The organism is Streptomyces javensis (assembly GCF_039525925.1).
Taxonomy (GTDB): Bacteria; Actinomycetota; Actinomycetes; order Streptomycetales; family Streptomycetaceae; genus Streptomyces; species Streptomyces asiaticus.
In genome coordinates this window covers 62118-81498 of sequence record NZ_BAAAIF010000024.1, presented here as the reverse complement: position 1 = coordinate 81498, position 19381 = coordinate 62118, and the positions used below count along the sequence as shown (strand labels likewise).

General features: G+C 70.9%; 17 protein-coding genes. 10 read left to right on the top strand and 7 right to left on the bottom strand.

The window, feature by feature from the left end; all coding sequences use genetic code 11:
• Positions 1-7: 7 nt before the first annotated feature.
• On the bottom strand, positions 8-2290 hold the full coding sequence (locus ABD329_RS22295) for an MMPL family transporter (RefSeq protein WP_198279966.1): 2283 nt from the start codon (positions 2288-2290) through the stop codon (positions 8-10).
• 242 nt (positions 2291-2532) lie between these two features.
• On the opposite strand from ABD329_RS22295, the gene ABD329_RS22290 reads away from it, so the two are divergent.
• From ABD329_RS22290 to ABD329_RS22270, 5 genes are all read left to right on the top strand, one after another.
• Entirely contained in the window at positions 2533-3807 is a 1275-nt protein-coding gene (locus tag ABD329_RS22290) for an amidase (RefSeq protein ID WP_344316794.1), read from the top strand.
• 36 nt (positions 3808-3843) lie between these two features.
• Positions 3844-4152: a hypothetical protein gene (locus ABD329_RS22285; RefSeq protein WP_044581063.1), complete on the top strand. Its 309-nt coding sequence runs from the start codon at positions 3844-3846 to the stop codon at positions 4150-4152.
• 35 nt (positions 4153-4187) lie between these two features.
• Positions 4188-4643 (top strand): peroxiredoxin, encoded by a 456-nt coding sequence (locus tag ABD329_RS22280; RefSeq protein WP_198277370.1) that lies wholly within the window; start codon positions 4188-4190, stop codon positions 4641-4643.
• Between the two features lie 187 nt (positions 4644-4830).
• Positions 4831-5076 (top strand): hypothetical protein, encoded by a 246-nt coding sequence (locus ABD329_RS22275; RefSeq protein ID WP_198277383.1) that lies wholly within the window; start codon positions 4831-4833, stop codon positions 5074-5076.
• Positions 5073-7055 carry a DUF2264 domain-containing protein gene (locus ABD329_RS22270; protein ID WP_198277371.1) on the top strand — a complete coding sequence of 661 codons (1983 nt, stop codon included), beginning with the start codon at positions 5073-5075 and terminating at the stop codon, positions 7053-7055. The genes ABD329_RS22275 and ABD329_RS22270 overlap by 4 nt, the downstream gene beginning before the upstream one ends.
• 14 nt (positions 7056-7069) lie before the next feature.
• Here the strand turns inward: ABD329_RS22270 and ABD329_RS22265 are convergent, their stop codons facing one another.
• Positions 7070-7918 (bottom strand): IclR family transcriptional regulator, encoded by an 849-nt coding sequence (locus ABD329_RS22265; RefSeq protein WP_246618475.1) that lies wholly within the window; start codon positions 7916-7918, stop codon positions 7070-7072.
• Between the two features lie 259 nt (positions 7919-8177).
• Here ABD329_RS22265 and ABD329_RS22260 point away from each other — a divergent pair, with 259 nt between their 5' ends.
• Genes ABD329_RS22260 through ABD329_RS22245 form a run of 4 tightly spaced genes read left to right on the top strand, consistent with a single transcriptional unit; the run spans position 8178 to position 11183 of the window.
• A complete protein-coding gene (locus tag ABD329_RS22260; protein ID WP_309142726.1) occupies positions 8178-8972 on the top strand; it encodes an ABC transporter substrate-binding protein in 795 nt (264 codons plus the stop codon).
• Positions 8973-9022: 50 nt separating this feature from the next.
• Entirely contained in the window at positions 9023-9763 is a 741-nt protein-coding gene (locus tag ABD329_RS22255) for an amino acid ABC transporter permease (RefSeq protein ID WP_037965082.1), read from the top strand.
• Positions 9763-10413: an amino acid ABC transporter permease gene (locus ABD329_RS22250; RefSeq protein ID WP_037965080.1), complete on the top strand. Its 651-nt coding sequence runs from the start codon at positions 9763-9765 to the stop codon at positions 10411-10413. The genes ABD329_RS22255 and ABD329_RS22250 overlap by 1 nt, the downstream gene beginning before the upstream one ends.
• Positions 10413-11183: an amino acid ABC transporter ATP-binding protein gene (locus tag ABD329_RS22245; protein WP_276328623.1), complete on the top strand. Its 771-nt coding sequence runs from the start codon at positions 10413-10415 to the stop codon at positions 11181-11183. Before ABD329_RS22250 ends, ABD329_RS22245 begins: the two co-directional genes overlap by 1 nt.
• An 84-nt stretch (positions 11184-11267) precedes the next feature.
• Here the strand turns inward: ABD329_RS22245 and ABD329_RS22240 are convergent, their stop codons facing one another.
• The 5 genes from ABD329_RS22240 to ABD329_RS22220 all read right to left on the bottom strand — a co-directional run bounded on the left by ABD329_RS22240 (position 11268) and on the right by ABD329_RS22220 (position 18834).
• The gene (locus tag ABD329_RS22240; protein ID WP_198277375.1) at positions 11268-14186 is read right to left on the bottom strand and encodes a glycoside hydrolase family 2 TIM barrel-domain containing protein; all 2919 of its coding nucleotides are present in this window, start codon (positions 14184-14186) and stop codon (positions 11268-11270) included.
• A gap of 12 nt (positions 14187-14198) precedes the next feature.
• A complete protein-coding gene (locus ABD329_RS22235; protein ID WP_198277381.1) occupies positions 14199-15014 on the bottom strand; it encodes a carbohydrate ABC transporter permease in 816 nt (271 codons plus the stop codon).
• A gap of 53 nt (positions 15015-15067) precedes the next feature.
• Positions 15068-16051, bottom strand: coding sequence for a carbohydrate ABC transporter permease (locus tag ABD329_RS22230; RefSeq protein ID WP_198277376.1), 984 nt, complete (start codon positions 16049-16051; stop codon positions 15068-15070).
• A gap of 20 nt (positions 16052-16071) precedes the next feature.
• The gene (locus ABD329_RS22225; RefSeq protein ID WP_198277377.1) at positions 16072-17328 is read right to left on the bottom strand and encodes an ABC transporter substrate-binding protein; all 1257 of its coding nucleotides are present in this window, start codon (positions 17326-17328) and stop codon (positions 16072-16074) included.
• A gap of 273 nt (positions 17329-17601) precedes the next feature.
• Positions 17602-18834: an ROK family transcriptional regulator gene (locus tag ABD329_RS22220; protein ID WP_198277378.1), complete on the bottom strand. Its 1233-nt coding sequence runs from the start codon at positions 18832-18834 to the stop codon at positions 17602-17604.
• 171 nt (positions 18835-19005) lie between these two features.
• On the opposite strand from ABD329_RS22220, the gene ABD329_RS22215 reads away from it, so the two are divergent.
• Entirely contained in the window at positions 19006-19368 is a 363-nt protein-coding gene (locus ABD329_RS22215; protein WP_198277379.1) for a DUF4180 domain-containing protein, read from the top strand.
• Positions 19369-19381: the final 13 nt, after the last annotated feature.

The following is a 19381-nucleotide window of genomic DNA, read 5'->3' as shown; positions in this document are numbered from 1 at the left end:
GGCCGCCTCAGTACCGGTCGACGGGGAGCCGTGGCACCGCAGCGTCCGGCGCGGTCACGGAGGCCGGGACACGCCCGCTCAGTGCCTCACCCTCGATGTCGACGTTCGGCAGCACACGGTTCAGGATACTGGGCAGCCACCAGGCCCGGTGGCCGAGCAGCGCCAGGACCGCGGGTGCGATCGCCATCCGGACCACGAAGGCGTCGAAGGCGACGGCGGCGGCCAGGCCGACGCCCATCGTCTGGATGGTCGGGCTGCTCATCCCGATGAATCCGGCGAACACGCTGATCATGATGATCGCCGCCGCGGCCACCACACGTCCGCTGTGCCGGAAGCCGTTGACGACCGCCTCGCCGGGCGACGCGCCGTGGACATGGGCCTCCCGCACCCGGGTGAAGAGGAAGACCTCGTAATCCATGGCGAGGCCGAACACGATTCCGATGATGAGGATCGGCATCAGCGACATGACCGGTCCGGTCTGCTCGATGCCGACTAGGTCCGCCCCCCAGCCCCACTGGAAGACGGCGACGAGGACGCCGAAGGCGGCACCCACCGACAGCAGGAAGCCGAGCGCGGCCTTGACCGGGACCAGGACCGAGCGGAAGACCACCAACAGCAGGAGCACCGCCAGGCCGATGACCACGGTCAGATAGGGGATGAGGGCGTCGGACATGGCTTCGGAGATGTCGATGTTCATCGCGGTGGTGCCGGTCACCAGGATGGCGGCGCCCGTGTCGGCCTCGACGCCGGAGACCGCGCCCCGGATCGCGTGCACCAGGTCCTTGGTCTCGCCGCTGTTCGGCGCGGTCCGCGGGACCGCGGTGAGGACGGCCGTGTCCTTGGTCCGGCTGAGCACCGGGTCACCGACCGACGCGACCCCGTCCACTCCCCGTACGGTCTTGACGACCAGGTTCGTGGTGGCCCGGGTGTTCCCGGACTCCGAGGTGTCCACGACCACGGTCAACGGGCCGTTGAAGCCGGGGCCGAAGCCATCCGACAGCAGGTCATAGGCGCGGCGCTGGGTGGTCTCCACCGACTTGGACTCGTCTCCGGGCAGCCCGAGTTCGAGGCTGAGCGCCGGTAGGGCGACGGCGCCGAGACCGAGCCCGGCGGTCAGCAGCACGGCCACCGGCCGGCGCAGCACGAACCGCGCCCACCGGGTACCTATGCGCTTCGCTGGCTTTGCCGCGATGGGGTGTCGGTCGCCTGCGGGTTCGGCGTGGCTGGTCGCGCAGTTCCCCGCGCCCCTTCGGGGCGCTCCCACGGCCTTGCGCGCGGCGCGGGACAGTACCCGGCGGCCGAAGAAGCCGAACAGCGCGGGGACCAGGGTCAGCGCGACGAGTACGGCGAGGGCCACGGCGCCCGCGCCGCCCATGCCCATCTTGGTGAGTTCGGGGATTCCGACGACCCCCAGCCCGACCAGGGCGATGAAGACGGTCGCACCGGCGAAGACGACGGCGGATCCGGCCGTGCCCACCGCCCGGCCGGCGGCCTCCTCCGGCTCGCTGCCCCGGGCGCGCTCGTCGCGGAAGCGGGAGGTGATGAAGAGCGCGTAGTCGATGCCGACGGCCAGCCCCAGCATCAGCGCCAGGATGGCGACGGTGGACGTCAGACCCAGCGGCACGGCCAGCGCGGAGACCAGGCCGAAGGCGATGGCCACGCCCACGAAGGCGGTCAGCAGCGACAGTCCGGCCGCGACCAGCGACCCGAGGGCGAGGACCAGCACCACCGCGGCCACCGCCACGCCGATGATCTCCGTCGTACCGCCCGGCTCCTCTTCCGCGTCCAGGGCCGAGCCGCCGATCTCCACGGTCAGCCCGGCGTTCCGGGCCCGGCTCGCGGCGTCCTCGAGGGCGTTCTTCGTCGACTGGGTCAGATCGACGGCACCCGCCGTGTAGGTGATCGTGGAGTAGGCGATGGTGCCGTCCTCGCTGACGGCGTCGTCCTCATAGGGGTCCGCGATCGACTCGACCTGATCGCCCCCGTCCAGCGAGCGGAGCGTGTCCTCGACGGCCGCCCTGTGCTCCCCGGCCGTCACCCGCTGCCCGTCCGGGGCCTGGAACACCAAACGGGCCTCGGCCCCCTGGGAGTTGCTCTGGGGGAAGCGCTCGTCCAGCAGGTCGAACGCCTTCTGCGACTCGGTGCCGGGCATGGAGAGGTCCTCCTCCTTCCCCTCCGGCGCCATGGCGGCCGCGGCGATGGCCAGCACCAGGACGCCCAGCCACAGACCACCCACGAGTCGGCGCCGCCGGAAGGCCCACCGTCCGATCCGGTAAAGAAAAGTCGCCACCTTCTGATCACTCCAGACACCGCTAGGCAAGGGGAACGCGCGAGATTCGCGCGGCTCCAACACTTCCCTCCGGCGCCCCGCCGGGCATCGTCTCCCGCCGCCGTCTTCCCCTGGTGCGCCCGGACCAGCCACTCGGGTGTCCTGGTGCCTACGCACTACGGGCCGGCTCGGACCGGGGGTTCGCCGACCGGATCGGTTCGCCGGGCCGTACCCGAGCGCGGTGCCCCGCGTAGCCTCGGTTCATGGAGACCACTTGCGCCGGCGCGGCCGTGCGGACCTGCGACCGGATCGAGGCCGCGGACGGGGAGATCCAGGCCTTCGTGCCCGAGCCCGGGCGGCGGGAGCGGTTGGCGGGTGCGGCGCGGGCGGCGGATGAGCGGTGGGGGGAGGTGGACGGGCGGCCGCCGCTGTTCGGGGTCATGGTGGGCGTGAAGGACGTCGTGCATGTCGACGGGATGCCCACACGTGCCGGGTCGGACGTTCCCGCCGAGGTGCTGGCCGGGGCTGAGGCGTCGGTCGTCGGACGGCTGCGGGAGGCGGGGGCGTTGGTGGCGGGCAAGACCGTCACCGCCGAGTTCGCCGTGACCGCTCCCGGGCCCACCCGCAATCCGCGCCATCTGGGCCACACCCCGGGCGGCTCCAGCAGTGGTTCGGCGGCGGCCGTGGCGGCGGGGATGGTGCCGTTGGCCGTCGGGACCCAGACGATCGGTTCGATGATCCGCCCGGCGGCCTACTGCGGGGTCGTCGGCTTCAAGCCGACCCACGGGCGCATCCCCTCCGACGGTGTGATCCCCAACGCCCCGACCTTCGACACCGTGGGCCTCTTCGCTCCCGATGTGGTGACCCTCGCCCCGGCCGCGGCCGTGCTGTGCCACGGATGGCGGGCGTCCGGCGAGGGCGGGGAGACGGCGGGACGGCGGCCGGTGCTCGCCGTGCCGCTCGGGCCGTACCTCGACCGCGCCGACGCCGAGGCCAGGAGCTCCTTCGAGGAGCGGGCGGGGCACTTGGCGGCCGCCGGGTTCACGGTCCGCCGGGTGCCCTTCCCGGACGACTTCGAACGGGTGGTGGCGGAGCAGCGGGTGATCAACCGTTATGAGCTGGCGAGGTCTCACGCCGTATGGTTCCCGCGCCATGGCGAGCGGTACCGCGAGCAGACGGTCGCGGCGATCCGGGAGGGGCAGCGGATGAGCCACGACGCGTACGCCGCGGCCCTGCGCGCCCGTGCCGACTTCCGCGAGCGGCTGGTGGCGGCCATGGACCGGGACGGCATCGATCTGTGGATCACCCCGGCGGCCACCGGTCCCGCGCCGTACGGCCTGAAGAGCACCGGCAACTCCGTGATGAGCCTCCCCTGGAGCTACGCGGGAGCCCCCGCTCTGGCGCTGCCCGCGGGCCGGGCGGCCAACTCGCTGCCGCTGGGCGTGCAGTGCGTGGCCCGGCCGGGAGCGGACGAGCGGCTGCTGGGATGGGCCCCTGATGTGGAGTCGGTCCTCGTTGGGGCGTCCGCACCCGTATGATGGGTATCCACTCCCGTGTACGGAGTTGGGGACGAGATGAGTGCCACATGGTGGCTTATGCAAGGTGAGGCCGCAGTCGGCGAGTTACGCCAGTACGGGGTCGACCAGCCGGTTTTTCTGTGTCACTTCACGCCGGGCCCGGCCTGGGAGACGGTCCGGGCGCAGTTCGAGGCGTGGTCCGCGCTGCGCGGACAGGATCCCGACGGAAGCCGTACCGCCCAGGTCATCCGGTCCATCATGGACCTAGGACTGCGGCTGGTCCCCACGGACGACAGCCCGTCGATGGCGCTGTTCACCGAATGCATCCTGCGCATCGACGGCCACACCGCCCGTTTGCGCTACTGACGCCCCGCCGGGGGCGCGGCCGGTAGCGTGCCCTCATGGACATCGGTGATGTGGTCGAGGACTTCGAGCTGCCGGATGAGAGCGGCACGGTCCGTTCGCTCAGCGGGCTGCTGGCGGACGGCCCGGTGGTGCTGTTCTTCTATCCGGCGGCCTTCGCCCCCGGCTGTACCAAACAGGCGTGTCACTTCCGGGACATCGCGGCGGAGTTCAAGGAGCTCGGTGCCCAGCCGGTCGGGGTCAGCGCCGATTCGGTCGAGAAGCAGGCGGAGTTCGCCCATGCGTACTCCTTCGGCTATCCGCTGCTGTCGGATCCGGAGGGGACCGTGCGGGAGCGGTTCGGGGTGAAGCGCGGGATCGCGGCGGTGCCGACCAAGCGGGTCACCTTCGTGATCGACACCGATCGCAAGGTGCTGGAGATCGTCAAGAGCGAGTTCCGGATGGGCGTGCACGCCGACCGGGCGCTCGACGCCCTGAAGGCGCGGCACGGGTAAGTCCCGTACGACCGTCCGCGTCCGGCGGAAAACACTTGCGGGGGCTGCCTCTTGGGCGGCCCCCCGCCGACGTTCGTGCCCTCTGGCAAGCGCTTGCCGACACGGCGTATGGTCAGGCGGCCGACCGTAGCTTCCCCCGCCATCGGCGAACCTCCGTCGCCGAACTGAGCCGAGCCGAGGAGCCTCCATGAGACGCGCCGGTACCGCACTGCTGGCCGCCACCGCCTGCCTCGCCGCCCTGCCGTGCGCCCCGGCCTGGGCCGGAACCCCCGGGCCCGCCGAAGGCCCGGCCGCCGCCGGCCAGCGGCTCATCCGCTCCTTCACCGTGAACGTACGGGAGCCGGAGGGCGAGCCCACCGGGCCCACCGAGCCCATCGGGCCCATCGGCGAGCTGCGCGCCCAGCACCTCGTCCCCGCCGGGGTGCTCCGATGAGCGACCGCGCACCGGGCCCCGCACCCCACCGCGCGCCGCATCTCGCGCTGCCCCCGGAGGACCGCGACCTCAGCCCCCGCACCGGCTGGACCCGTGCCCACTGGGAGGCCGTCGCCGACGGACTGCTCGCCGCCGTCGCCCCGTACGCGACCCCCGGCGGCGCCCTCTACCCGCTCCCGGGCGACCGCCCGAGCTGGTCCGGCCCGCGCTCCGACGGCCTGGAGGGCTTCGCCCGGACGTTTCTGCTGGCCGCCTTCCGCGTCGCGGGCGCACGCGGCGCCGACCCCGGCGGGCTGCTGGAGCGGTACGCGGACGGGCTCGCGACCGGCACCGCACACCTCGGCACCGCGCGCCCCGGCACCGCGCGCCCCGGCACCGCGCGCCCCGGCGGCGACGGGCCCGAGGACTGGCCCCGGATCACCGACCGCGGCCAGCCGCTGGTCGAGTCCGCCTCCATCGCCCTCGGGCTGCGGCTCACCCGCCCCTGGCTGTGGGACCGGCTCGACGACGGCGTCCGGGAGCGCATAGGAGCCTGGCTGCTGGACGCGCTCACCGCCGAACCTGTGTCCAGCAACTGGGAGCTGTTCCCCGTCGCCGTCGGCGGCTTCCTCGCCGAGGCGGGCATCGAGCCGGAGGCCGCCCGCGCCGCCGTGGCCCGCGGGCTGGACCGCATCGAGCCCTGGTACACCGGCGACGGCTGGTACAGCGACGGCGCGGGCCGCGCCTTCGACTACTACAACGGCTGGGCCCTGCACCTCTATCCGGCGCTCGAGGCATGGCTGTCCCAGGACGCCGAGCGGCTCACCCGCTACGGGCACCGGCTGGCCACCCATCTCGCCGACTACGCCCACCTCTTCGGCGCCGACGGCGCCCCGCTGCACCAGGGCCGCTCCCTGACGTACCGCTTCGCCGCCGCCGCGCCCCTGTGGCTGGGCGCCCTCACCGGCCACACCCCGCTCGACCCCGGGACCACCCGCCGCCTCGCCTCCGGCGCCCTGCGCCACTTCCTCGACCGGGGCGCGACGACGGACCGCGGGCTGCTCCCGCTCGGCTGGTACGGCCCGTACGACGGCGTCCTCCAGCCGTACTCCGGCCCCGCCTCCCCGTACTGGGCCGCCAAGGGCTTCCTGGGGCTGCTGCTCCCGGCCGACCACGAGGTGTGGACGGCGCGCGAGGAGCCGGGGCCCGCCGAGCGCGCGGACGCGACACGCGCCGTCCCCGGCCCCAACTGGCTGCTCCAGTCGACCGCGGGCGACGGTCTGGTGCGGCTGCACAACCACGGCAGCGAACACCTGCCACCGCCCGGCGACCCCGACCAGGACGACCCCCACTACGCCCGCCTCGCCTACTCCACGGCCACCGGCCCCTTCCCGTACGGCGTCGCCCCAGACAACCACTTCGGCCTGGTCCAGGGGAGCGGCCGGATCTCCCTGCGCACCGCGCTGGAGCCGCTGGGCGCGGGCGAGGGCTGGGCCGCCTCGCGCCATCGGGCGCGACTCGCGGGGGAGGAGGGTGAGAAGGTGTGCGTCACCTCGCTGGTGCTGGTGCGTGGCGCCGTGGAGGTCCGGATCCACCTGGTGGCCGGCGCCGCGCCGGGCCGGGCCGTCCGCCAGACGGGCTGGGCGGTGCCCGATCCCCCGGCGGAGGAGGGGCCGTGGTCCGAACTGCTGCCGCTCCACGGCCTGATGAAGGACGGTGCCCTGCCCGCCGCCCCCACGGCCTTCGCCCGGCGCGCCGTCTCACCCGCGCTGGCCGGTGAGACGACGGGCCGCGCCGGCGGCGACCTCTTCCTCTGCCTCGCCCGCCTCACGGCCGACCCCGACGCGCCCCCGCTGGCCGGCCTGGTGCGCGCGGCGGCGGGCCCGGCGGACGACGGGACCCATCTGGTGACGGTCACCTGGTGGGACGGCGAGGTGCGGCGGGCGCGAGTGGGCCGCCGCGCGGTCACCGTCGGTGGTCTGGCCGAGAACGCCGGTTGACGATGGACGTCAAGCTATGAGGCGGGGGCGGGCGGCAACGTCCCGGCCAGACGGCCGGACAGGGTCTTGGTGGAGGCGAGGAGGAGCTCCCCGATCTCGGTTACGCGGCCCCGGGTGACGCGGGAGGCGGGCCCGGAGACGCTGATCGCCGTGGCGACCGCCCCGCTGTGGTCGAAGACCGGCGCGGCGACGCAGCGGATCTCCTCCTCGTTCTCCACGTCGTCGATCGCGTACCCCCGCTCCCGGACGGCCGTCAGTTCGGCGTGCAGTCGCTCGGCGGTGGTGATGGTGGCCGGGGTGCGGGGTGGCATGCCCCGCGCTATCACCTGGTCCACCAGGGCGTCGGAGGAGTGGGCGAGGAACGCCTTGCCGACGGCGGTGCAATACGCGGGCTGGCGGCTGCCGATGCGTGAATGCATGCGCACCGGCTGGGGGCTTTCGACCTTGTCGATATAAACGATCTCCGGTGGATCGAAGACCACCAAGTGGACCGTCTCCCCTATGCTTTCGACGAGTTCGTGCAGATGCGGGGCAGCGGCTTCACGGAAGTCCAGCCGCTCCAAATAGACTTGGCCGAGGAAGGCATTCTGAGGGCCCAGTCGATAGCGCCCGTTCTCGGCGTCCTGATCCACCAGGCGCAGTTCCCGCAGCGGTGCCAGCAGCCGCAGCACGGTGCTCTTGCTCAGTCCCAGGCCCTTCGCCAGGTCGGTGAGGGTCGGCCCCCGCGGATGCCCGCCGTCCTCGGCCAGGAACATCACGATGGACAGGGCGCGGCGCAGCGACGACGAGGTGTTGCGCCCAGGTACGGACCCGGCGGGCCGGTCGTCCTGGCCGCCGTGAGCGGTGTCCGGCCGAGAAGTCATGCCGGGACGGTAGCCGACCTCGATGATTTTGCATAGCAGCATCGGATGCCGGAATTCGAAACCAACCATTGACGGCCGTGACCGGCTCGATTAGCTTGTGCGCACCCATTACGGAATTCGATTCTGCATTGCAGAATTCCCAGAGCCCGACGGTCATCGTCGATCGCGGCCTCGATGATCCTTCCCGCTCTTCACCCCCGATTGGAGTCCCGCCGTGGGACGACGACGCCTTCATGTCCGCAGAATGGCCGCGATCTCCGTGAGCGCTCTCGCCGCCACCTCCCTGCTCGCCGCCTGCTCCTCCAGCCAGACCTCGGCCAACCGGGCGCAGAACTCCACCCTCCAGAAGGTGACCCGCGGCGGCACGCTGCGGGTGGCCAGCTGTCTGACGTTCCCGCCCTTCGGCTCGACGGACAAGGCCAACAAGCCCCAGGGCTTCGACGTCGATGTCGCCAAGGCCATGGCCAAGGCGCTGGGCGTCAAGGCGAAGATCGTCGACACCACCTCCGCCAACCGCATCCCCAATCTGCGCACGCACAAGGTGGACGCCGTGATCTGCAACTTCACCACCACGGCCGAGCGTGCGAAGCAGGTCGCCTTCAGTGATCCGTACATCGTCGCCGGCGAGGTACTGATGGTGAAGAAGTCCAGCGACATATCCGGCATAAAGGACCTTTCGGGCAAGAAGGTGGCGGTCACCAAGGGCTCCACCAACGGCGCCGCGGTGAAGGAGGGCAACCCGAAGGCGCAGATCCAGGAGTACGACACTTCGGCGGCGGCCGTGCTCGCGGTCAAGCAGGGCCAGGCCGACGCCATGGTCGAGGACTCCAACTTCCTCAACTCCCAGGCCAAGGCCGACCCCGCCCTCAAGGTCACCAAGGAATCGGTCGTACCGCTGGAGTACAACGCGATCGGGGTGAGCCAGGGCGACCCCGACTGGTCGCAGTGGATCAACACCTGGCTGCGGGAGTTCAACACCTCCGGCCAGAGCGCGGCCCTCTACAAGAAGTGGTTCGGCGTCAAGCCCGTCTACCCGCTCAACCCGTCCTACTGAGCCCTGCCGGGCGGCGGCACCTCGGCCGCCGCCCCCCGTGGAGGAATCCCATGTTCGCCGACTGGACCTACGCCCTCCAGGACTGGCCCACCTACCTCGGAGCGGCCTGGCTCTCCCTGAAGCTGTCCCTCGCCGCCTTCGTCCTCGCCTGTTCCCTCGGGCTGCTGGGCGCCCTGGCCCGCCGGTCGCGCCATGCCCTCGTCCGTGCCCCGGCCGCCGTGTACGTCGAGGTCATCCGCAACACCCCGGTGCTGCTCCAGATGTTCGTCGCCTACTTCGCCCTGCCCTCGGCCGGGTTGCGGCTCAGCCCCGTACAGGCGGGCATCGCGGCGCTCGGCGTCAACGTCGGCGCGTACCTCACCGAGATTTTCCGGGCCGGCATCCAGGCCGTCCCGCGCGGCCAGAGCGAGGCCTCCCGCGTGCTGGCCCTCAGCCCCTTCCGGACCTTCCTGCACGTCGTGCTCCCGCAGGCGCTGCGCAACGTCTATCCGGCCGTGATCAACCAGCTCGTCCAGATCATCCTGGGCTCGTCGCTGCTGTCGGCCATCTCCGTCCCCGAACTCACCGGCACCGCCATGGTGATCAACGCCCGCAACCTGCTCACCATCCAGGTGTTCGGCATCGCCGCCGTGCTCTACCTGGTGCTCACCAACCTGGTCGTGCTGGTGGCCGAGCTGATCGGCCGCGCGGCCTTCAAGCCGCCGCTGCGCCCGATCCGCGCCCGTCAGTCGGTCCTGGCGGGCCTGCGGACCGCGGTCCGCCGCCTCGTCCTGATCCGCAAGGAGGCGTGATGGACTGGTCCGTCCTGTGGTCCAACCGGGATCTGTACGGCTCCGGGCTGTGGTCCACCGTCGAGCTCTCCGTCGCGGCCATCGCCGCCTGCACCCTGCTCGGCCTGGTCATCGCGGCGATCCGCACCAGCCGCATCCCGGTCCTGGCCCAGCTCGCCCGCTGCTACCTGGAGGTCTTCCGGGGCACCCCGCTGCTGGTGCAGATGCTCTTCATCTACTTCGGCGCCGCCTACCTGGGCATCGGGAACATCTCCGTCTTCGGCGCCGCCCTTCTCGCGCTCACCCTCTTCCAGGGCGCCTACGTCGCGGAGATCTTCCGCTCCGGCATCGAGGCCGTCCCGCGCGGCCAGTGGGAGGCGGCGCGGGTCCTGGGCCTGACCCGCATCCAGACCTTTGGGTCCGTGATCCTGCCCCAGACCCGGGCCATCGTGCTGCCCCCGCTGGTGGGGCAGTACCTCTCGCTCGTCAAGGACACCTCGATCGCCGTCGTCATCGGCTACGCCGAACTCCTCCGCGAGGGCCAGGCCATCGTGGACCGGGACGGCCACCCGGGCATGGCGTACCTGGCCATCGCCGTCCTGTACTTCGTCATCTGTTCCCCGCTGTCGGTCGTCGTCCGGCGCATGGAGAGAAAGGCCGTGACCGCCTGATGATCACCAAGTCCCCCATGGAGCGGACCCCCGCCACCACCGCCCAAGTCGCCCTGTCAGGCGTGCACAAGCGCTTCGGCGACCTGGAGGTCCTCAAGGGCGTCGACATCGACGTCGGTGCGGGCGAGGTCGTGGTGCTCATCGGAGCCAGCGGCTCCGGCAAGAGCACTCTGCTGCGCATCATGTGCGACCTGGAACGCGCCGACCGTGGAGAGGTCTGGGTCAACGGTGTGCCCCTGCACGACCGCAAGCGCGCACCCGAGATCTTCGGCCACGTCGGCATGGTCTTCCAGCAGTTCAACCTGTTCCCGCACCGCACGGCGCTGGGCAATGTGACCCTCGCGCTGCGCAAGGTGCGGAAGACCAGCCGCAAGGAGGCCGATGAGCGCGGCCGGGAGGCGCTGGCCCGGGTCGGGCTGGCCGACAAGGCGGACGCCTACCCGGCCCAGCTGTCCGGTGGCCAGCAACAGCGGGTGGCGATCGCCCGCGCGCTGGCCATGGACCCCGCCATCATGTTCTTCGACGAACCCACCTCGGCCCTCGACCCGGAGCTGGTGGGTGAGGTCACCGGGGTCATGCGGTCCCTGGCCGACGAGGGCATGACCATGGTGGTCGTCACTCACGAGATGCGGTTCGCCCGCGACACCGCCGACCGCGTGGTCTTCATGGACGGCGGTGTCGTACTCGAACAGGGCACGCCCCAGCGGGTCTTCGGCAGCCCGGCCGAGGCCCGCACCCAGCAGTTCCTGCACCGCGTCCTGGACACCTGACGCCTGACGCATACCCCGGGCCCCGCCGGGCCGTGGTTGCGTGGCGTGGGTGCCACCGACGCCCGCACACCACGGCTCCACCGGTCATTCCAGCCGTGTGAACGTGAAGGAGAACTCGGCGGGGGCCGCGTCCAGGCGGTGCTCGTCCAGCACCCCCGGACCGCAGGACTGGCTGCCGATGCCCTGCTGGCCGTGGTCCAGGTTCACCCACACCGTCTCGTTCGACGGTTCGAGGTCCGGTGTGTGCTCGGCCGCGTCGAGCTGCTCGGTGGTCCAGCGGCGCGCGGTGAACCAGAAGGCGGGCTCGCCCTCGATCCGCACCCCCGACCCGTCCGGCGTGGTCAGCCGCACCCAGCGGACGTCGATCCGGGCGCCGTTCTCCTGCGGGCGGACGTACGGCGTCTGGAGCTCGTCCACCGACAGCGCCCACCGCCCCACGCGCGCGGCGGCCCGGGTGTCCGGGTACGCCTCGCCCGGGCCGCCGCCGAACCACTCGGCGTCGCCCAGCGCGGCCGGGACCCCGAGCCGCAGGCCCAGGCGCGGCAGCGGGAAGGTCCACTCGCCCAGCGGGGTGACGGAGACCGCCAGGCTCAGCCGTCCGTCCCCGTCGGCGGTCCAGCGGTAGACCGTCTCCAGGCCGATGTCCACGGCTGCGGGCGCGACGCGGGTACGGACGGTCAGCGCACCGTCCGGCTCCGTCTCCACCGCGTCGGTCCGGTGCCGCATCCGGTGCAGTCCGAACCGGCGCCAGATCAGGCCCCACCGCTCGTCCGGCTGCCACGACGCGCCGTTGTCGTTGTCGGTGGGCGCGCGCCAGATGTCCAGCCGGGGCGGTTCGGTGAGGGGGAGCCCGCCGAGCGAGGTCAGGGCGCCGGTGGCCGCGTCGAAGACGCCGGGGCCGAGCACGATCCGGCCGCCGTCGCGGCGCGGCGCCGCTCCCGAGGCGAGTGTGCGGGCCCGGGTGGCGGCGGGGAGCTGGGCCCAGGCGATCGGATGGCCCGCCTCGGCCCAGGCCGTCGCGGCCGCGAGCCGAGCCTCGACCGTCCACCAGGTCTCCGCCCCGGCCTCGGCCTCGGGCGGCGCCGGGAGCTTCAGTACGGCGGACTCGCCCGGGGGCAGCGGCTCCACCGCCAGCTCACCCGAGCCGATCGCCTCGCCCTCGGCCTCATAGGTCCAGGAGAAGACGAGGTGGGACAGATCGGCGAAGTCATGGCCGTTGGTGATCCGGACCGTGCCGTCGGCCCCGTCGCCCTCGATCCGCACCGGCTCGATGACCTTCTTGTACTCGATCAGGCCGGGGGAGGGGGTGCGGTCGGGGAAGAGCAGCCCGTCGCACACGAAGTTCCCGTCGTGCAGCTCCTCGCCGAAGTCCCCGCCGTACACGTGGTAGAAGCGGCCGTCGGGGGCGCGCCGGGTGAAGCCGTGGTCGATCCACTCCCAGACGAAACCGCCCTGGCAGCGCTCATGCTCCTGGAACAGCCGCTGGTACTCGCTCAGCCCGCCGGGACCGTTACCCATGGCGTGCGCGTACTCGCACTCGATGAACGGCAGCGCCCGGCGCTTCGCGTCCAGCTCCGGATCGCCCCACGGCGGCTCGGTGCGCCGGCCGATCTGGTCGACCTCCTCGTGCGGTGCGTACATCCGCGAGTAGACGTCCGTGTCGGCGCAGGACAGATCGCCCTCGTAGTGGATCACCCGGGACGGGTCGCGCTCCCGGATCCAGTCGGCCATGGCGGACAGCCCGCGCCCGGTGCCGCACTCGTTGCCCAGCGACCACATCACCACGGCCGGGTGGTTCTTGTCCCGCTCGACCATCCGCTCGGCCCGGTCGAGCAGCGCCGGGGTCCAGCGGTCGTCGTCCACCGGATTGTTCCGCCAGTCCAGGTCGACGAAGCCATGGGTCTCCAGATCGCATTCGTCGATGACCCAGAGACCCAGCTCGTCGCAGAGCCCGAGGAAGGCCGGATGCGGCGGATAGTGGCTGGTGCGCACGGCGTTGATGTTGTGCTGCTTCATCAGCACCAGATCGCGGCGCATGGTCGCGAGGTCCACCGCCCGCCCGTTCTCCGGGTGGAACTCATGGCGGTTGACGCCGCGGAAGAGCACCCGCCGGCCGTTGACCTTGAGCAGCCCGTCCTCGACCACCACGGTACGGAAGCCCACCCGCAGCGGGACGCTCTCGCCCACGGTGGTCAGCCGCGCCTCGTACAGCCGGGGCGTCTCCGCCGTCCACGGCTCGACGGGGACGCTGGCGCTCTCCCCGGTGGCCAGGTCGAGACCCAGCTCGGGCACGGTGACCCGGCCGCCGGGGTCGGCGTCGATCCGCAGTGTGCCCTCGCCCGAGGTGTGGTCGTACGAAGCGTGGACGAAGTAGTCGTCGAGCGAGCCCTCGGGGCGGTGCTCGAGCGTCACCTCACGGAAGATCCCGGGCAGCCACCACTGGTCCTGGTCCTCGAGATAGCTTCCGGAGGACCACTGGTGGACGCGTACGGCCAGTACGTTGCCCGACGGCTGGAGCAGACCGCCGACCGCGAACTCGTGCGGCAGCCGGCTGCCCTTGAAGGTGCCCAGCTCCTCACCGTTGAGCCAGACCCGGGCGCAGGACTCGACGCCCTCGAAGCGCAGGACCGCGTCCCCGCCGGCCGGCCAGTCGCCGGGCAGGTCGAAGACGCGCAGATGGTCGCCGGTCGGGTTCTCGTCGGGCACGCGCGGCGGATCCACCGGGAAGGGGTAGCGCACATTGGTGTAGATCGGTGCCCCGTGACCGTGCAGCACCCAGTGGCCGGGCACCGGGAGCTCGTCCCAGCCACGGGCGTCGTAGCCCGGGCGGGCGAAGGAGTCGTCCTCGGCGGTGGCGGTCGGCGACAGCCGGAACGACCACGTCCCGTTCAGGCTCAGCCGCGCGGCGTCGGAGGATGGGGTCCAGGGGCGGGGTGGCAGCGCTCCCGCGCCGGGGGAGACGTCCTCGTAGTAGGGCAGTGGCGTGTGCTGCGTGGAGCTCATCGTTCTCCTCGGTCAGCCCTTGATACCGGTCTGTGCGACACCTTGCACCAGCCAGCGCTGGAGGAACACGAAGACCAGGACAAGTGGCAGAATCGATACGGCCGTTGCCATGAAGATCAGGTGGATGTTGATGGTCTGTGCGGTCATATAGGAGGACAGCGCGACCTGCACGGTCCACGAGCTCTGATCCTGGCCGATGACCAGGGGCCACAGGAAGGCGTTCCAGCCGCTGATGAAGGTGATGACCGAGATCGCGGCGAAGAAGTTCAGCGAATTGGGCACCACGATGCGCCAGTACGCGCCCCAGTAGCCGAGCCCGTCCACCCGGGCCGCCTCCTCCAGCTCCTTGGGGAAGCCCAGGAAGTACTGACGGAAGAGGAACGCGGTGAATCCGCTGAACAGCCCCGGGATGATCAGACCGCGCAGCGAGGAGACCCAGCCGAGCGAGGACACCAGCACATAGCTCGGCACGAAGGTCACGGCCGCCGGGACCATCAGGGTGAACAGCACCGCGTACAGCACCTTGTTCGCGTGGGCGTACGGGATGCGGGCCAGGCCGTACCCGGCCAGGGAGCAGACCAGCAGGGTGCCCAGGGTGTGCAGCACGGCCACCACCGTGGAGTTCCACAGGGCCTTCGCGAACGGCACCGAGGGGTCGTCGAACAGCTCCTTGACGTTCCCCCACTGGAGGTCGGTGGGGAAGAACCGCCAGCTCTCGCCGGTGATGTCCGCGTCGGTGGACAGGGCGTTGCGGACGATCAGATAGAAGGGCACCAGGAACAGCACCGTCGCCACGCCGAGGGCGAGGTACAGCCCGGTGCCGCTCATGACCGAGCGCGGGGTGCGCTTGCGGGCCCCCGCGGGCCCGGGCGTCGTGACGGTCACTTCTCATCGCCCCTTCCGAAGCCGAGGAACCGGCCCTGGGCCAGGGTCACCAGGGCGATCAGCAGGGCGAGGATCAGTGCGCCCGCGCTGGCGTGGCCGTAGTCCTGGTTGGCGCCGAGGGCCTGGAGGTAGAGGTCGACCAGGGGCGGCCGGCCCCAGGTGGCCCGGCCCTCGTCGAGGATGTTGTAGAACTCGTCGAACGCCTGGTACGCCGCGATGAGCAGCAGCAGGACGACCGCGACCGAGGTGGCGCGCAGCTGCGGCAGGGTGATGTGGCGGAACGTCTGCCAGCCCGGTTTCGCGCCGTCCACGGCCGCCGCCTCGTACAGCTCACGCGGGATGTTCTGGAGCGCCGCCAGGAAGAGGATCATGTAGAAGCCGCATTGCAGCCACAGCCGGGCGGAGCAGATCACCAGCCAGTACCAGGGTGGATGCGGGGAGGCGAGCCAGGCGATGGAGTCGATACCGAACCAGCCCAGCACGGTGTTCAGCATCCCGTAGCGCAAGCCGTTGAACAGCGACATCTTCCACACCAGCGAGGCCACGACGAAGCTGCACGCGGTGGGGAGGAAGAAGACCGACCGGAAGAACGCCTTCATGAAGCGGATGCGGTGGACCAGCAGCGCGAGGGTGAGGGAGAGGGCGTAGGTGATCGGCACGATGATCGCGGCGAAGATCGTGAAGTTGACGAGACTGTCCACGAAATCGCCGTCGCCGAGCATATCGGCGTAGTTGCCGAGACCGACGAACTCGGTGGGGGTGACGGTGCCCTGGGCGTTGTGCAGGCTCAGCCAGAGGCTCCAGCCGATCGGCACATAGACGAAGACGATCAGCCCGATCAGGAACGGGCCGGTGAAGAGCCAGAAGTTGAGGGCGCGGCCGCGGGAGCCGCCGAGACCGCGCGGCCGTCGCCGGGCGGGGGCCGCTCCTCGGGGCGCTCGGCCCTTGGCGGCACTGGGGGTGGGTGTGGTGGTCGCCATGACGGTTCCGGTCGCCGGACCTATCCGAGCTTCTTCAGCGCGCGCTCGATCTTCTTGTCGGCGCTGTCGAGTTCGGCTTCGGGACTCTTGCTGTCGCGCACCGAATTGACCACCGCGTCGAGCAGGATGTTGAACATCCCCTCGGTCCAGTACGGGTCGTCGAAGACACCGTGGGTGTTGAACAGTTCGACCGCCTCGGCCGCCACTCCGCTCTTGAGCTTGTCCGCCCCGGCGGCGATGCTCCTGCGCGCCGGGATGTGGAATCCGTAGTCCAGCGCCCACTCCTGCTGGTACTTCTTCTGGTCGATCCACAGCCATTTGACGAATGCCTTGGCCGCGTCGACGTCCTTGGCCTTGGCGGACACATAGGTGGACCAGCCGCCGTTGTAGACCACTTGGCGCCCCTTGGCGCCGGACCTGGGGAAGGGGAAGATCCCGAAGTCGTCGCCGAACGCCTTCTGGATCGCCGGTATCGCCCATATGCCGCACCACTGGATGGCGCACAGACCCTGGAGGAAACTGGCCGGGTCCCAGACCTCGGTCGGGGCGCCCAGGAGCAGTGACTTGCTCCTGTAGAGCTCCCGTGCCTTGGTGAGGGTCTCCACGAGATTGTCGGTGTGGTAGGCGATTCTGTGGTCCGCGTCCAGATAGTGCGGTCCCGTCGACCACACCAGCGGTTTGCTGATGGTCTTGAGGTTCTGGCCGATGTACAGCCCCTTGACCTTGCCGCTGGTGAGTTTGTGCGCGGCGTCGATCAGCTCGTCGAAGGTGGCCGGAGGCTTGACCCCGGCCTTTTCGAAGAGGGACTTGCGGTAGAAGAAGAACTGCGGATCGTCGATCATACGGATGCCGTAGATCTTCCCGTCCACGGAATTCGCCGTGATGTCCTCCGGCAGGAAGTCGTCCTTGACATCGGCGATGATGTCGTCGAGGGGGACGATCTGCCGGGAGCGCACCAGCTGGAGATCGGGGTGGTATTCGAAGACGTCCGGTGCCCCGGAGCCCAGCAGGGTGGTCGCCAGTTTCGACTCGTATTCGCCCGGCACCCATTCGATGGTGACCTTGGCCTTGCCGTAGGCGTCGGCGAACTTCTTCGCGGCCTGCTGGGTGCCCTGCTCTCCATAGGCGTGGTACATCTGCTTGATCGACTTACCGCCGCCGCCCGAGCGGCCGGTGTTCGAACCGCAGGCGGCGAGTCCGCCGAGGGCCGCCGCCCCGCCCATCGCGCGCAGCACGCCGCGGCGGTCCCAGTCCCTGCCTCTGCTGATGTTCGACATATGACGTCCTCGTCTCCGTCGCCGCCAGGTTCCGTCACGTTCCTTGGTGCAGCGGGACGTTAGCCATAGACGAAGACTTCGGCAAGGGGTTGGACGAAGTGGGAGCGGTAAGGGAGGTGACGTCGCGTCAGGGCGGCGCCGGGTGGTTCGAGGCGTCGAACGAAAGGGGTGCGGAAGCCGCTATGGGAACGCTCCCATGGCAGACTTGCGCACCCCGCGCGGGGACGGGAATCAGCCGCGCCGACCGGGCACGAAAGTGGTGACCGCGGTCTCTCAGGGCGTGCTGCGGTTCCTCGGTGCGGTGCGGCGGTTCTTCAGGCCCACCGACGCGAGCGAGCCCTCCAGGGCGAAGGTCGCCGCGCCGAGGCTCACGGGGTTGGACGGGATCGGGCACAGCACGATCTCGGTGTTCGCCAGCGGGCGGCGCAGCGCGCGCACCGCCACCGCCTCGCGCACCTCGATGAGCAGCGGCTCACCGAGGGCGGCCGCCACCCAGCTGCTGAGCACGATCACTTCCGGGTTGAGCAGGTTGATCAGATCGGCGAGCGCGGCGCCGAGATAGCGCGCGGTGGCCTGTACGACCTTCGCGGCCACCGGATCGCCCTCCGCCAGGCCCCGGCCGAGCGCTTCGATGGTGGCCGTCTGGTCGTCCGGGTGCAGCAGCGGGCTGTCCGGGCTCAGCTCGCGCAGGTTCCGCATGATGCCGGGGGCGCCGACGTAGGTCTCCACACACCCCTGGTTGCCGCAGTGGCACTGTCGTCCGTCCAGGATGAGGGTGGTGTGCCCCCACTCCCCGGCGCTGTTGCTGACCCCTCGGTGCAGGGTGCCGCCGAGCGCCAGCCCGGCCCCCACGCCCGTACCGAGGTTGACCACCACGGCGTCGTTCCGCCCCCGCGCCGCCCCGAACCACTGCTCGGCCACCGTGCAGGCGCGCAGTGGATTGTCGAGGTGGAGGGGGTGGGGAATGTGCTCGGCCAGCAGCCGCAGCAGCGGGACGTCATGCCAGTCCCAGTTGGGGGCGAAGACCGAGACCCCGCCCTCGCGGTCCACCTGGCCCGGCATGCTGACGCCGACGCCCAGCACCCGGTCCGCGGCCACGTCCGCCTGCTCGACCACCGAGGACACGGCGGCGGCGATATGCGCCACCACCTTGGCCGGGTCGTTCTCCTCCGGGCGCAACTCCTCGTCCGCGCGGGCCAGGACGGTCAGCGCCAGGTCGAACAGCTCGACATGGATGTACGTCTCCGCCACATCCACCCCGATCAGCGCGCCGCCCGAGGAGTTGACCGCGAGCAGTCCGCGCGGCCGGCCGCCGTCGGAGTCCTCGTAGCCGACCTCCACCAGCATCCCGAGGTCGAGCAGCTCCCCGACGAGATTCGCCACGGTGGCCAGGCTCAGCTCGGTGGCGGCGGCCACCTCCTGCCGGGAGACGGGGGATTGGGCGACGATATGGCGCAGCACCCCGTAGCGGTTGGCGGTGCGGATGTCGCGGGACGTGCGCTTCACGCCAGAATCCCCTCTGCGCGGGCAGGTGCTGCTGTGTCGCGGGTGCCGCGCCAGGCTAGAGCGTGGGCCAGACCATAGACAACCCCTTCGACCAACCCTTGTACGAAGCGTCGGGGCAGCTGGGGAAATGCTGTCGACCGCACCCGTGGTGCGCCCATAGCCTTGGCGACCATGAGCGATGTGCAGACGATCCACGGTGTCCCCGTCCTGATGTGTGCCGCCGAGGGCGAGACCATCGGCGGTGAGCGCGACGCGCTGGATCTCATCGGCAACGCCGGGTACCAGGGCGCCCAGTGGGTCGTCCTCCCGGTCGAGCGGTTCGACGAGGCGTTCTTCCGGCTGAGCACGCGGGTGGCCGGGGACATCATCCAGAAGTTCGTGCAGTACGCCATGGGGCTGGTGGTCCTCGGCGACATCTCCCGTCATACGGAGGGCAGTTCGGCGCTGCGGGACTTCGTCCGCGAGTGCAATCGGGGACGGCAGACGTGGTTCCTGGCCGACGCCGAGGAGCTGCGTGAGCGGCTGAAGAGCTGAGGGGCCGGGCGTC

Bases quoted from the DNA above. Each gene is read 5' to 3' on its own strand.
- ABD329_RS22290 (WP_344316794.1), top strand. From the start codon at position 2,533: ATGGAGACCACTTGCGCCGGCGCGGCCGTGCGGACCTGCGACCGGATC.
- ABD329_RS22285 (WP_044581063.1), top strand. From the start codon at position 3,844: ATGAGTGCCACATGGTGGCTTATGCAAGGTGAGGCCGCAGTCGGCGAG.
- ABD329_RS22280 (WP_198277370.1), top strand. From the start codon at position 4,188: ATGGACATCGGTGATGTGGTCGAGGACTTCGAGCTGCCGGATGAGAGC.
- ABD329_RS22275 (WP_198277383.1), top strand. From the start codon at position 4,831: ATGAGACGCGCCGGTACCGCACTGCTGGCCGCCACCGCCTGCCTCGCC.
- ABD329_RS22270 (WP_198277371.1), top strand. From the start codon at position 5,073: ATGAGCGACCGCGCACCGGGCCCCGCACCCCACCGCGCGCCGCATCTC.
- ABD329_RS22265 (WP_246618475.1), bottom strand. From the start codon at position 7,918: ATGACTTCTCGGCCGGACACCGCTCACGGCGGCCAGGACGACCGGCCC.
- ABD329_RS22255 (WP_037965082.1), top strand. From the start codon at position 9,023: ATGTTCGCCGACTGGACCTACGCCCTCCAGGACTGGCCCACCTACCTC.
- ABD329_RS22250 (WP_037965080.1), top strand. From the start codon at position 9,763: ATGGACTGGTCCGTCCTGTGGTCCAACCGGGATCTGTACGGCTCCGGG.
- ABD329_RS22245 (WP_276328623.1), top strand. From the start codon at position 10,413: ATGATCACCAAGTCCCCCATGGAGCGGACCCCCGCCACCACCGCCCAA.
- ABD329_RS22240 (WP_198277375.1), bottom strand. From the start codon at position 14,186: ATGAGCTCCACGCAGCACACGCCACTGCCCTACTACGAGGACGTCTCC.
- ABD329_RS22235 (WP_198277381.1), bottom strand. From the start codon at position 15,014: ATGAGCGGCACCGGGCTGTACCTCGCCCTCGGCGTGGCGACGGTGCTG.
- ABD329_RS22230 (WP_198277376.1), bottom strand. From the start codon at position 16,051: ATGGCGACCACCACACCCACCCCCAGTGCCGCCAAGGGCCGAGCGCCC.
- ABD329_RS22225 (WP_198277377.1), bottom strand. From the start codon at position 17,328: ATGTCGAACATCAGCAGAGGCAGGGACTGGGACCGCCGCGGCGTGCTG.
- ABD329_RS22215 (WP_198277379.1), top strand. From the start codon at position 19,006: ATGAGCGATGTGCAGACGATCCACGGTGTCCCCGTCCTGATGTGTGCC.